This is a genomic window from Streptomyces sp. NPDC020489 (assembly GCF_044386545.1).
In the GTDB taxonomy this organism is placed as follows: Bacteria; Actinomycetota; Actinomycetes; order Streptomycetales; family Streptomycetaceae; genus Streptomyces.
Map to the genome: position 1 here is coordinate 144,239 of NZ_JBIRUZ010000016.1, position 12,403 is coordinate 156,641.

Here is a 12,403-nt window from a genome sequence, read left to right on the forward strand (position 1 = left end):
CAGCCCGAGTCGGTCCTGCGAGCCGCGACCCGCCCAAGGAGATGCCCTCTTGTCCCTGGCAGAGCCCACCTTCGACAACGAAATCCGCATCGTGTGCTGGAACGTCGAGCACAACGGCCGCGGTCGGCATGGAGGGGAAGACCACCGCGACCTGGCCCGCGACATCCTCGTCTCCATCAAACCGCACGTGGTGCTGCGCCAGGAGCTGACCGGCGCTTGGGACCGCGGGAAGGCGGACCTGTACGCCGAGGCCAACCGGCTCGGCGGCCTCACGCCGTTCATGTCCGCCCCGCGGGAAGGACGCAGCCGTAACCCGGTCGGCGTGATGGTCGACCCCAACGTGTTCTTCGTCGACGGCGAGTTCGAGCACGACATGCCGTGGAAGCCGATCTGCAATCCCCGCGTCCGCCTCAAGGGCTGCGCAAAGCCGATCGACCTCGCCTCGGCACACCTGTGCCACTTCGACCCGGACCTGCGCGCGACCGAGGCGCGGCGGCTCACCACCCTCGCCGACAACTCCCGCAGCGCGCTGGTGGGGATGGACGCCAACAGCTACCCGCACCGCACGGACCTGGAATCCGTGGCGCTCCCGGACTGGGACAAGGTCGAGGACCGCGTGCACTACCAGCACCGGACCGTCGAGCGCGCCGGGCGACGTGTCTCGGACACTCGACCGGACGAGATCCTCTCCGGCGGCAACCCGGTCTTCACCGACCTCGGCCTGCACGCCGCCACGGTCCTCGGCCAGCCCGGCGCGATCGCGGCTACGGCGAGCCTGAAGCGCACCGACCAAGGGCCCGCCCAGCGCATTGACCGCATGTACTGCACCCCCGACCTTGCGCCGGCCCTGACCGCCTTCGAGGTCTTGGCGAACGACGACGTGCGAGCGGTCTCCGACCACGCCCTGCTCCTCGCGCGGTTCGACCTCGACGTCCTCCGCCGAGCCCTCGCGCCCACCCGCTGACACCTCTACCTCCGGGGGGACCCTCGTGCTCATCAACGCGGCGATCTGCAATTTCGAGAACAACGGTGGTGGCGACCGCGACTTGTGGCAGCGCATGCACGACCGCCTGGCCTCGCTCGACCTGCACCTGCTCCTGCGGCAGGAGATGTGGGGCGCCCACGACAACGGCAACGAGCTCGCGGACGAGGCCGAAGCCGTGCTTGGCATGGTCGATTTCATCGGCCGCGAGTGCTGCACCGCCGTCTACCACGACCCGAAGCTCTTCATCCCGTTCAGCGAGTACCCGAATACCGGTCCCGTGTGGGCGCTCCCGCCGACCGTGTGCAGCTTCCAGCTCGCCGGAACGGCCCCCGACGCCACCCCGCTGATCGTGGGCTCCTACCACCTCAACTACTGCTCCCCCACGACGCGCCTGGCGGAGGCCGAGTGGCTGACCAAGTGGAACGACAAGTGGGTAAGGGACGGCGACCGATACGTCCACTACCCCGCTCTGCTCGGCGGCGACAACAACAGCTACCCCGTCGTCGGAACCCCGGGGGACCCGGCCCTGCCCGCCCTGGAAGAAATCCGCGACGAGCCCCACCGGGCTCACCGTTCCTACCTCGGGGCGGACGGCGTTCGCCGGATGGACGACCGGCCCGACGACACCCTGCGCATCGCCGGCCTCCAGGACGTCGCCCGGCACCTCGTCGCGGCCACGGGCGACACCAGCGCGGTCGCGGCTACCGTCGACGCCTGCGCCACCCACGGCCCGGACGCGCGCATCGACCGGATCTACGCCAGCAAGCAGCTCCTGCCCGCCGTCCGTGAGGTCGAGGTCGTCGACATGAAGGGCCTGTCCGACCACCACACGGTCGTGGTGCGCCTGGACCGGGACGCCCTCACCGAAATCCTCAACCACCCGCTCACCCGGGCGGCGTGACCGATGTCTACGATGCGAGGCCCGCGCCTTCTATGCCCCGCTTCCCGCTGGCGCACATCGCCGCTCCGCTCTGCCACCCTTCACCCTAAGAGTGCGCTGAGGAGTACGCCTGGTTCTGGGAATGCCTCGCCGATCCGGACCTCGGACGGCGCGGTTGGTGTGAAGGTGGACGGCGCCGCACTCCTTGCGGTGCCCGCCGGCAGCAACCGCCACGGCGGCTACCTGTCGGTGGATACCGTGCCCGATGTCGTAAGCATCCGGGCGGCCCTGCGGCGCCGGCCCGGGCTACGCGACGGCGTGCAGCAGTTCAGGCACGCCCTGCGCCGTACGGTAGGGGGTGAAGGCGGGGGCGAGATCGCGGACGAGCTGAACGCATCGCGGGGCCCCGATCCGTTCGGCCAGGCGGAGCGCTTCGAGGGCGTCGGCGGCTGCTGCTTCGGGTTCGCGACGGCTGAGATGGCCTTGCGCCCGGTACGCAAGGAAAACCCCGCGCGTCTTGTCGCGGCTGGCCGGCAGGAGCGCTTGGCCCTCGGCGATGAGGCGGTGCGCCTGTGTGGTGTCACCGAGATCGAGCAGGCAGCGACCAGAGTCGACCGCAAGGTCGGCGGTCGACATCCACGAGCACCAAGCGGGGGTGTCGTCTGTGTCCCCGGCGTTGAGCAGGCGTTCTGCCGCGTTCAGGGAGCGCAGGGTGGCGCTGCGTTCGCCGAGCGCGGCTTGGGCGCGTGCCAGTCGCAGGTGCAGCAGCGAGCCGGCGGCGGGGTGGGTGGTGCGGCTGAGGGCCTTGGTGAGGATGCCGGCGGCGGTGGTGGGGTCATCCCGCCAGGAGGCCTGGTAGGCGAGGTCGCTGAGGAGGGCCGCGCCCATGTCCCGGTCGTTGCCGGCGTGAGCGTTGTGCAGCCCGGCGATCCAGTACCGGCTGGCGGCGCCATGCTGGCCATGGTCGAAGCGGATCCAGGCGACCGTCTGGGAGAGGCTCGCGGCGAGCTTGTGCAGGCGTACTCCCAGGGGGCGCGTATAGCGCTGCCCTTCGATCAGGTCGGTGACGCGGGCGAGGTGGGCGTCGTAGAGCGGCGCGATGTGCTGGCGCTGCTCGGTGGCCAGTGTGTTGAGGCGGGCGCTGGTCTCCTCCAGCAGGGCGACGACGTCTTCGCCCACCGCGGCGCCCGGGCGGGAGGGGCCGGCGGCGAGGGCCACGGGCTGGGTGCCAGCCCAGCTTCCGGCCAGGATGACGAGCGCGGATCCGGGGATGGCGCTGAGGAGGGTTCGGCGGTCCATGGTGTGCAGGGCCTCTCGCAGAGCGGGCACGATGTTGGCGGGGCCGAGCGGCACGACACCCTGGTCGACGCGGGGAAGCCAGGCGGGCCAGGCAGCAGGGTCGACGTCACCGGCCGGGAGGCCCAGGACTTCCGCGATGTAGGTCTGGGAGACGGCATCGGGCCGTACGCCGTTCACCTCCCACTTGCGCACCCGGGCCTTGTCGACGCCGGAGCGAAGTCCGCGACGGCGAGCAGCGCCGTGCATCGCCTCGGCGAACTCCACACGGTTGAACCCGCGCGCGATGCGGACTGCGGCCAGCGGGTGGGGTGTGCGCTCATCCTCGTCCACGACGAAATCCAATCAGGCAGGCACGGCCTGAGCGTACTGCCGAAGGCGGCGGGACTCCCGCGGGACTCCCGCCAACCGCTGTGGCAGCGCGCACAGTTGGCCGACACTCGATCACCCCAGCGATATCTCGGTCGCTGTGGCGCATCACCTCGGCTCCGCGTCTTCACGGCGTCCCTGTGCGCCAGAGCCCGCCCCTGCTGGACCTGGCTCTGTGGGAATTCCTCTGGCGGCTCGAGCCGCCCACCACGCGACTCACGAAGGGTGATCATGGACCTCGGTTCCGTTCCGCTTCCGACCGGTGGCTTCACCATCGGCAAGAAGTTCGACTTCGAGGCCGGGCACTGCCTCCCCGGGCTGCCGCCTGACCACAAGTGCGCGCGCCAGCACGGCCACAGCTACGAGGTGGAGATCGTCTTGACCGCCTCCACGCTGGAGGAGCCCGGCTTCGTCACGGACTTCGGCGCGCTCGCCCCGTTCAAGAAGTTCCTGGACGCCGAGCTGGACCACCACAACCTGCACGAGATCCTGCCCTTCGAGCCGACCTCGGAGCGGCTGGCCCAGTTCCTCGCCGGCTGGTTCATCCAGAACGTTCAGCCGACGATCCCCGGCCGCCTGGTCGCCGTCGTCGTCCGCGAGACGTCGCGCAGCTGGGCCCGCTTCGATGTGGCCGCCCAGTGACCATCTCCAGGCCGGTCGGCATCGACCTGACCGCGGTGCATCTGATCGTGGCGGAGCGCTTCGGCGTCGAGGTTCCGACCTTCCAGGGCGAGGGCCCGAGCGGTGGTCACCCCGCCCTGTTCATCCGCCTGTCCCGGTGCAACCTCAGCTGCACCAAGTGCGACACGAAGTACACGTGGGACTGGTCCCAGTTCGACCCTCGCAAGGAAGCGACGAAGCAGACGGTGGCCGACCTCGTGACCTGGGCCACGTCCTCGCCGGTGGAGCTGGTCGTGATCACCGGCGGGGAGCCGCTGCTCCAGCAGGCGGGCCTGGTTCCGCTCGTCGAGACGCTGCTGACCGCCGGGAAGCGGGTGGAGTTCGAGACGAACGGCACCATCGCGCCAGTGCGCGAGCTGCTGGTCGACGGGATCCGCTTCAACGTCTCACCCAAGATCGCCAGCTTCGGCATGGACGAAGCGAAGAGCGTGGTGCCCGCCGCGCTGGAGGCGTTCGTGGCGTCCGGGAGGGCGGCCTTCAAGTTCGTCGCGTCTTCAGCGGGTGACCTCGACCGCATCGCCGAGCTCGCCGACTCCTACCGGCTCGCACCGGTGTGGGTGATGCCCGAGGGCACCACCGCCGACGCGATCACCGCCACGACCCGGGTTCTCGCGGACGCGGTCGCGGCCCGGCACTGGCACCTCACCACCCGGCTGCACGTGCTCGCCTTCGCAGACGCACGAGGCCGCTGATCCCCCCGTTCCGTCCCCTCCGTTCCCCAGTCCCCGGAAGCGAGAGAAGCCCATGACGACCTCCACGGCCGGCCCCCTTACCCCTCTGGGCGCCGCCCTTCCCGTTCCCGGCCAGCCCGCCGCGGACATCGACACCGCCCGAGTCGCCGACCTGATCTCCCAGCTCCTGATCGCGCTGGGCGAGGATCCCGCCCGCGAGGGGCTCATCGACACCCCCGAGCGCGTCGCGGCCTGGTGGAGCGACTTCCTGTCCCCGGACGACGCCACGTCGGTCACCTGCTTCAGCGAACCCCTGCTGAGCGACCAGCTGGTCGTCGTGGGCGGCATGAGCGTGTGGGCGCTCTGCGAGCACCACATGCTGCCCATGAACTTGCAGGTCACGGCCGGATATGTGCCCGACGGCGAGGTGGTTGGCCTGTCGAAGTTCGGACGTATCGCCGCGCACTTCGCAGGGCGTCTCCAGGTCCAGGAACGCTTCACCAAGCAGGTCGCCGAGCACCTCACCGGCGTGATCGGGCGCAAGGACGTCGCCGTCGCCGTACGCGGGCTGCACCTGTGCATGAGCATGCGCGGCGTACGGATGGAGGCCGCCCGCACCACCACGCTGCACACCGGAGGCCGGTTCGGCACCGACCCGGTGCTCAACCAGCAGTTCCTCGCCGCGGCCCAGTGGAACGCGGCCTGAACGCGAACCGGCAAGCAGACCAGGAAGGAGGTGAGCTGATGTCCACGTCACCGGCCGCGGAAGACACACTTCCGCGCGCCGAGACGCCGACCGGCCCTACGGCAGGCTCCGTGCTGTCCGCGGTCGCCGGGCAGGTTGAGGCCCGCGGCCACGCCTGCGCTGTGCGCTCGGCGGACGAGAGGGTGACCTACGGGGAGCTGTGGGAGCGGGCGGGGCGGGTGGCCGCCGTCGTCTCGGCCGCCGCCCGTGACGGCGGAGAGCTGCGGGTCGCGATCGGCTTGGCGCCGGGCACCGACTGGGTGGGATGCCTGCTGGGCATCTGGCGGGCCGGGGCGGCGGCGGTGCCGGTCAACCTCGACCACCCGCCGGCCCGGCTCCGCCTGCTGGCCAGCAGCGCGGACCTCCTGGTCCACAGCGGCGGGGCGATTCCGAGCTGGTGGCCCGAGGACATACCGGCCGTCACCTTCCCGGAGGCGGGTCACCTGCCCGGACCGCGCGCGGAGTACGCCTCGACTGCCAGCAGCCGGACCGCGTGCATCCTGCACACCTCCGGTTCGACGGGCGCACCGAAACCCGTGGTGCTCCCCCACAGCGGACTGGCCCACCGGATCACCGCCTTCGCCGATCTGTACCGGATCACGGCGGAGGACCGGATCGCGCAGTTAGCGGCGGCCTCGGTCGACGTCGTGCTCTGGGAGACCCTGCTGACCCTGACCATCGGCGGAACCCTGTCCGTTCCCCACGGCCGTCAGCGGGTCCCCGGGATCGGACTGGTCCGGTGGCTCGCCGCAGAGCAGGTCACCGTGGCCACGCTGACCCCGACCATGCTCGCGGCCTTACCGGAGGTGACGCTGCCCGAGCTGCGGCTGCTCGTCGTCGGCGGCGAGGCGCTGGACCCGGCCCGCTTCGCCTACTGGATCGGCCGGCACCAGGTCGCCAACGCGTACGGTCCGACCGAGGCGACCATCGCCACCCACGTCGCACCTCACATCACGGCCGACGACCAGCCCGCTCCGCTCGGCCGGCCGGTGCCCGGGGTGGAGGACTTCCTCCTCGACGAGCACGACCAGCCCGTGCCCGACGGGCAGCCCGGTCACCTGCACCTCGCCGGTGTCGGACTGGCCGACGGTTACGCGGGCCTGCCCGACCGTACGGCCCACGCCTTCCCCACGCTCACGATCGGTGGCCGGGCGGTACGCGTGTACCGGACCGGCGACCGGGCGTGGCGGCGCCCGGACGGACAGCTGGTGTATGCGGGCCGGATCGACCGGCAGCTCAACCTCGGCGGCGTGCGCCTGGAGCCGGAGGAAGTCGAAGCCGCCGCGCTGGCCCTCGACGGCGTGACCGCGGCGGCGGCGCTCGCCGAGCCGGCCGAGGGCCGGGACGTCCTCGCCCTGCACGCGGCTGTCCCCGGCGGCCGGGTCACCGAGGCCGCACTGCGCGCGCACCTGGCCGGCCTGCTTCCCTCGACGGCCGTCCCCGCCCGCATCCACCTTCACCCCTCGCTCCCGCTGACCGGGTACGGCAAACCCGATGTGCAGGCGATCGCCGCCCTGGCCTTCCCCGGCGCCGGTCCGGCCGCCGAGCCGGACAAGAGCGCCCCGGCAGCAGCCGCGGACGGCCCGCCCGTGGAGCTGCCGGACACGGTCCGGGTCTGGTGGCGGCAAGCCACCGGCGCCGAACCGGCCACCGCGACGACCGACTTCTTCTCCTGCGGCGGGGACTCCCTGGCGTGCGTGGAGCTCCTGCACCGCATCAACGAGACCTTCGGTCTCGAGATCCCGCTCACGCACTTCACCGCCCAGCCGACGCCCGCGTTCCTCGCCCGCGCGCTGGCCTTAACCGCCCGGGAGCCGTCATGAGCACGCGCGTGAGCGCCGCCCTGTTCGACCTGGGCGGAGTCCTTCTGCACTTCCGCGGAAACGGCCGCGCCGAAGCGGAGAAGGCGGTCGGCCTGCCGCCGGGCACGCTGCGCCGCATCGCCTACAAGGATGCGTTCGCGCTGGCCAACTACGGCGTCTACACCCACCAGGACTGGCTGGAGGCCGTCCGGGGCGAACTCGTGGCCGAGTTCGGTCCCGATGCGGGGGCCGCCGTGGAGGTGTGGGCGCAGGATCCCGGGGAGTTGGACGAGGACGCGGTGGCCGTCCTCAAGGCCGTCCGCGCCCAGGGCATCCCCGTCGGCATCTTCACCAACAACACCAGCGGGCTGGAGGCGGATCTGGCCCGTCTCGGGTTCGACGCGTTCGACACGTTGATCAACTCGGCGGACCTCGGCGTGATCAAGCCCTCCCCGGTGGCCTACCGGCTGGCCATCGAGGCCATGGGCGTGGCCGCCGGAGAGATCTTCTTCGCCGACGACAACCCCACCAATGTCATCGCCGCCCGGCATGTCGGGCTGCACGCGGTCGACTTCCTCTCCGTCCCCGGGCTCATTGCCGACCTCGCCGCATGCGGCATCACCCTGCCCGCACCCACGCCGGACACGAAGGGAGAACACTGCGGATGACCACCCCCGACCCGATCACGGACCCAGAGCTGCCCAACGGATTCTGCTGGGCCGACGATCTCACCGCATGGGGCGAGCACCTGGACGACGGGCGGATCGCGCTGCTGCGGCCGGCCGACCCGCAGCGGGCCGCCCGCTGGGCGAACGTGGCCGCCTTCTACCGCGCGCAGCCGCCCCTCGCCCCCGCACCCGGCCCGGCCGGTGAACGCCTCGTGGTCGGCGTCGGCTCGGCCGGCCCGTTCGCCCGGCGCGCCGCCCGCGTCCTGGGCCGCGGCTTCGTACCGGTCGACGAGCTGAGCGGCGCCGGCACGGTGCCGGTCTCGGACGGCGGCAGCGTGCTGCTCACCGCTCCCGCCGGCGAATGCTCCCTGGCCGCTCTGACTCCTCTCCTGCACACCTGGTCCGAGCGCTCGGTACGCGTGGGGCTGCTGACCGGCATCGACCTTCCGGGCGTCGCCTTCTCGCTCGCCAAGATCCTGGCCGCCCGCACCCCGCAGTCCGAGGAGCCCGATGTACTGCTGGACGGGCTCACCGGCACCGCCCGCACCGGGCGGCACCTCGACGAGCGCACCGCCCTGGACACCGCCGTCGGCGGCCGGTGGCGCTCCGCCGTGGTGGAGGCCCATGGCTCCGGATCGCACGCTCTCCTCGGCCCCTACAGCGTGTGCGGGCTGACCGGGGATCGGGAACTCGCTGTCTCGGGCGAGCCGGTGCCGGGCGGCTGCACCCCGGAGCGGTGCCGGGCGGGCGGCGCGCTCACCCCGCTGCTGCTGCGTGACCTGGCGTGCCGGACGCTCGCGCTGTTCGTGTGCACCGCGCTCATCCTCGACCCGCACGAGCACTACCCCTCCAGCGTGTCCCTCGCCCACGCCGCCCTGGAAGGGCATCCGGCCGCGGTGATCGGGATGGTGCACCAGGACCTGCCCGTGCACGCCGAGCCGCGCCTGACCGGCCGGCTGCTCGCCGCCGCCCGCCCGGCCGGTGCCGTCACCGCCGACCTCAACGACACCGCAGGGCGGGCCAGCGGATACCTGCTGCTCGGTGACCCCGAACAGACCTGCGCTCTACCGCCCGCGCCCGGCACAGCGCCGGTCCTCACCCCCTGGCCCGGCCGGCGCCCGGCCTTCCTCACCCTCCCCGGCCCCGGCGGGCCGCCGGGGCTGCTGACCCGGGACGGGATCTGGCACGAACCCGAGGACCTGGTGGCCGTCGCCGACGGGCACAGGGCGGCGCTCGGGCTGCGTACGGAGCTGACCGGCTGGCTGACCTCCCTCGACGCCGGCGCTCTGTTCGAGGACAACCTGCGCGCCTGGGCCATGGCGGCCGACCGCCCCAAGTCCCGCGTGGTCGAAGGGCTCAAGGTGATGCGGCGTCATCGCGAAGCCGCCCGGGAGAGCGCCCTCGCCGCGCTGCACCTCGTCCAGAAGTCGCTGCGCGCCGGGTACGGTCCCCTACCCGGCCTGCCCGATGCGTTCGACCGGCACGCCACCGGCTGGGCCAAGGCCCTGTCCGAGATGAGCGAGCACTCCCGCTTCGGCATGCTCGACCAGTTCACCGACGCCGCGACCGCCGCCCACACCCCGGCCCACGGGCCGACGGGCGCCGACCGGTGCGGATACTGCCGCGGCCCGCTGGAACGGACCGTGTGGTCCGGGCCCGCGCCTGGTGCCGTGGAGCGGATCCGCGTGGCCTGCCCGCGCTGCGGCCTGGTGGCAGACCGTCCCACCACGCCCGCCCACACGGCCGTCCGCGTTCACACGCCGAACGAGCTCGTACCCGGCCAGGCCCTGAGGGTCACCGTGGACCTGCCCGGGACGGCGCCGGGGGTGTGGCTGACCGTGCAGCTGCGTGACCGCGGCCGGCACGCTCTCGCCGCCCACCACCTCCCCGGCGCCGTCGGCGCGGCCGAGGTGGAGATGACCGTCCCCGCCAAGGTTCAGCCCGAGGTCCACCGCGTCTGGGCCCTGATCGTCGACCGCTTCCTGCCCGCCTGGCACCAGGTCCGCGTGCCCAGCACGCCGGGCGTCCACCCTGAGGAGCAGCTTCCGTGACCACCACAACCATCCCGCCCGTCACCACACCGGCGCCCATACGGCTGGCCTGGAGCGGTATCGAGGCGTTCACCCGCGACCTCGCCGAGCAGGCGAGCGGCGACGGCCTGCCGGAAACCGTCCTCGGGATCATGCGCGGCGGCATGATCCCGGCCGTGATGATCGCCCATCAGCTCGGCATCCGCGATGTCCGGACGATCGAGGTCACGCACACCGAGACGGACGGCGTCAACGCGGCCAAGACCAGCGCCCCGGCCACCAAGAACCCCGCCTCCCTCGGCGACCTGGCCGGGCGGGACGTCCTGCTGGTCGACGACATCGCCGGCAGCGGAGCGACGCTGGAGCGCACCCGCCGGATGGTCGAGGCGCTCGGCGTCCGGCGGCTGCGCATGGCAGTGCTGACCGTCAACCGCTCCAACTGGCCCGGCCCGGCCGCCCCCGAGGAGCGCATCGACTACATCGCCGAGCACACCGACACCTGGGTGATCTTCCCCTGGGAGACGGAGAACGGGCCGAAGGCCCCCGCCCCCGCGACCACCCCGACGGCCGGAGACGACCCTGTGCCCGAACAAGGCGCGGCCTCCCCGTCCGAACGCGACCCGAGCTGAAAGGGGAAGACCCGATGAGCGACGAGGGCAAGTCGATCCTTCTGTACTCCGCCGGCCTGGACTCCTTCCCGGCCTGGCACTACCTGGGCAAACCGCCCGCGGTGTACTTCGACATCCGCCACCACTTCCGCGAAGCCGAGCTGGAGTGCGTGCGCGAGCTCGCCGAGCGGTGCGGCATCGACCTCACGGTCAGCACCGCGCTGGACCTGTCCGCCTGGGACACCCGCCCTCTCATCCCGTTCCGCAACATCTACTTCGCGATGCTCGCCTCCAACTACGAGGCGGACACCATCTGGTGCGTCGGCGTCAGGGGTGACCACACGCTCGACAAGAGCCCCGACGCCTTCGCGCGGATGAGCGAAGTCCTCTCGGAGTTCGCCGGCCGCCCGATCAAGGTCGACAGCCCGTTCTGGGACATGACCAAGACCGACGTCGTGCGCTGGTACGTCGAGGCCGGCCTGCCCGTACGAGACCTGCTGGACACCCTGTCCTGCTTCGAACCGAGAGGGCGGCGCGTGCACTGCGGGCGCTGCTCCAGCTGCCTTCGCCGCTGGATCGCCCTGGCCAACAACCAGATCACCGGCGAGTTCGCCGCCAACCCATGGGAGTGGGAGCGCGTGCAGAGCTACTACCTGCGGGCCATGCGCGACGGCACCTACCCCGAGCACCGGGCCGAGGAGTTCTTCGCCGCCCTCAAGACGGTCGGCGCAGCTACCTGACCGCACAGCTCGCCCATCCATTCCCCCAGACCTGCACGGCGGCTCGCCGTGCAACCACCGGACGGAGACCGACCACGATGAACACCGGCACCCTGAACTTCGCCGCAAACCTGTCCATGCTCTACGGCCACCTGCCGCTCCTTCAGCGCCCCGCCGCCGCAGCCGCCGCCGGATTCACGGCCGCCGAGATCTGGTGGCCCTTCGACTCCCCCGTTCCGGCCGACCGCGACGTCGACGCCCTGGCCCGCGCCCTGAGCGACGCCGGCCTGCAGCTGGTCGCGATGAACTTCATCGAGGGCGACATGCGCGCCGGCGACCGCGGACTGCTGTCCGTCCCCGGCCGCGCGGCCGAGTTCCGCGACAGCATCGACACCACCGTCGCCTTCGCCGACCGGACCGGCTGCCGCGTCCTGAACGCCCTCTACGGCAACCAGCAGCCGGACACCGACCCCGGCACCCAGGACGAGCTCGCCCTGGAGAGCCTGGTCCTGGCGGCCCGCGCCGCCCACCAGGTGGGGGCGTCGGTCGTCCTGGAGACCATCAGCCGCCAGGAGGCCCCCGACTACCCGCTCGGCAACGCGGACGCGACGGTCGCCATGGCCGACCGCGTGAACGACGCCGCGGGCCTGTCGAACACCGGGTTCCTGTGCGACCTGTACCACCACGGCCGCAACGGTGAGGACATCCCCGACCTGCTGAAGCGCCACGCCAGGCGCATCGTGCACTTCCAGATCGCGGACACCCCCGGACGCGGGCGCCCCGGCTCTGGGGTCCTCGACTACCCGGACTTCTTCTCGCGCATCGACGCCTCCGGCTACGACGGCTGGATCGGCCTGGAGTACGAGCCGACCCGCGATGCGGCCGTCGACTTCGACTGGCTGCCTTCCCTGACCGCCCGCGGCTGACCCCACGCATCCCGTCCATCAAC

12 protein-coding genes and 1 pseudogene are annotated in these 12,403 nt (G+C 72.0%); 12 read left to right on the forward strand and 1 reads right to left on the reverse strand.

What is annotated here, in order from left to right; all coding sequences use genetic code 11:
- Positions 1-49: 49 nt before the first annotated feature.
- From ACH41F_RS34720 to ACH41F_RS34730, 3 genes and pseudogenes are all read left to right on the forward strand, one after another.
- Positions 50-964, forward strand: a complete 915-nt coding sequence (locus ACH41F_RS34720; protein ID WP_331724581.1) for an endonuclease/exonuclease/phosphatase family protein — start codon at positions 50-52, stop codon at positions 962-964.
- 25 nt (positions 965-989) lie between these two features.
- Positions 990-1,886: an endonuclease/exonuclease/phosphatase family protein gene (locus ACH41F_RS34725; RefSeq protein ID WP_391238010.1), complete on the forward strand. Its 897-nt coding sequence runs from the start codon at positions 990-992 to the stop codon at positions 1,884-1,886.
- 12 nt (positions 1,887-1,898) lie between these two features.
- A pseudogene (locus ACH41F_RS34730) lies at positions 1,899-2,120 on the forward strand (DUF6302 family protein); the annotation flags it as partial.
- Positions 2,121-2,171: 51 nt separating this feature from the next.
- Here the strand turns inward: ACH41F_RS34730 and ACH41F_RS34735 are convergent.
- Positions 2,172-3,494, reverse strand: a complete 1,323-nt coding sequence (locus ACH41F_RS34735) for an XRE family transcriptional regulator (RefSeq protein ID WP_371558649.1) — start codon at positions 3,492-3,494, stop codon at positions 2,172-2,174.
- A 267-nt stretch (positions 3,495-3,761) separates the two neighbouring features.
- Here ACH41F_RS34735 and ACH41F_RS34740 point away from each other — a divergent pair, with 267 nt between their 5' ends.
- The 9 genes from ACH41F_RS34740 to ACH41F_RS34780 all read left to right on the forward strand — a co-directional run bounded on the left by ACH41F_RS34740 (position 3,762) and on the right by ACH41F_RS34780 (position 12,380).
- A complete protein-coding gene (locus tag ACH41F_RS34740; protein ID WP_331724584.1) occupies positions 3,762-4,172 on the forward strand; it encodes a 6-carboxytetrahydropterin synthase in 411 nt (136 codons plus the stop codon).
- Positions 4,169-4,903 carry a radical SAM protein gene (locus ACH41F_RS34745; RefSeq protein ID WP_391238007.1) on the forward strand — a complete coding sequence of 245 codons (735 nt, stop codon included), beginning with the start codon at positions 4,169-4,171 and terminating at the stop codon, positions 4,901-4,903. The genes ACH41F_RS34740 and ACH41F_RS34745 overlap by 4 nt, the downstream gene beginning before the upstream one ends.
- Before the next feature lie 52 nt (positions 4,904-4,955).
- On the forward strand, positions 4,956-5,588 hold the full coding sequence (gene folE / locus ACH41F_RS34750) for a GTP cyclohydrolase I (protein WP_331724586.1): 633 nt from the start codon (positions 4,956-4,958) through the stop codon (positions 5,586-5,588).
- Positions 5,589-5,626: 38 nt separating this feature from the next.
- The gene (locus ACH41F_RS34755; RefSeq protein ID WP_391238003.1) at positions 5,627-7,450 is read left to right on the forward strand and encodes an AMP-binding protein; all 1,824 of its coding nucleotides are present in this window, start codon (positions 5,627-5,629) and stop codon (positions 7,448-7,450) included.
- Positions 7,447-8,097, forward strand: coding sequence for an HAD family phosphatase (locus ACH41F_RS34760; RefSeq protein WP_363005106.1), 651 nt, complete (start codon positions 7,447-7,449; stop codon positions 8,095-8,097). Before ACH41F_RS34755 ends, ACH41F_RS34760 begins: the two co-directional genes overlap by 4 nt.
- Positions 8,094-10,148 (forward strand): hypothetical protein, encoded by a 2,055-nt coding sequence (locus ACH41F_RS34765; RefSeq protein ID WP_391238000.1) that lies wholly within the window; start codon positions 8,094-8,096, stop codon positions 10,146-10,148. The genes ACH41F_RS34760 and ACH41F_RS34765 overlap by 4 nt, the downstream gene beginning before the upstream one ends.
- Complete coding sequence (locus ACH41F_RS34770; protein WP_391237997.1) at positions 10,145-10,756, forward strand: phosphoribosyltransferase family protein; 612 nt, start codon at positions 10,145-10,147, stop codon at positions 10,754-10,756. The genes ACH41F_RS34765 and ACH41F_RS34770 overlap by 4 nt, the downstream gene beginning before the upstream one ends.
- Before the next feature lie 14 nt (positions 10,757-10,770).
- On the forward strand, positions 10,771-11,475 hold the full coding sequence (locus ACH41F_RS34775) for a 7-cyano-7-deazaguanine synthase (protein ID WP_391237993.1): 705 nt from the start codon (positions 10,771-10,773) through the stop codon (positions 11,473-11,475).
- 77 nt (positions 11,476-11,552) lie between these two features.
- Entirely contained in the window at positions 11,553-12,380 is an 828-nt protein-coding gene (locus ACH41F_RS34780) for a TIM barrel protein (RefSeq protein ID WP_391237990.1), read from the forward strand.
- Positions 12,381-12,403 lie beyond the last annotated feature (23 nt).

Bases quoted from the DNA above. Each gene is read 5' to 3' on its own strand.
- ACH41F_RS34765 (WP_391238000.1), top strand. From the start codon at position 8,094: ATGACCACCCCCGACCCGATCACGGACCCAGAGCTGCCCAACGGATTC.
- ACH41F_RS34780 (WP_391237990.1), top strand. From the start codon at position 11,553: ATGAACACCGGCACCCTGAACTTCGCCGCAAACCTGTCCATGCTCTAC.
- ACH41F_RS34755 (WP_391238003.1), top strand. From the start codon at position 5,627: ATGTCCACGTCACCGGCCGCGGAAGACACACTTCCGCGCGCCGAGACG.
- ACH41F_RS34760 (WP_363005106.1), top strand. From the start codon at position 7,447: ATGAGCACGCGCGTGAGCGCCGCCCTGTTCGACCTGGGCGGAGTCCTT.
- ACH41F_RS34740 (WP_331724584.1), top strand. From the start codon at position 3,762: ATGGACCTCGGTTCCGTTCCGCTTCCGACCGGTGGCTTCACCATCGGC.
- folE (WP_331724586.1), top strand. From the start codon at position 4,956: ATGACGACCTCCACGGCCGGCCCCCTTACCCCTCTGGGCGCCGCCCTT.
- ACH41F_RS34775 (WP_391237993.1), top strand. From the start codon at position 10,771: ATGAGCGACGAGGGCAAGTCGATCCTTCTGTACTCCGCCGGCCTGGAC.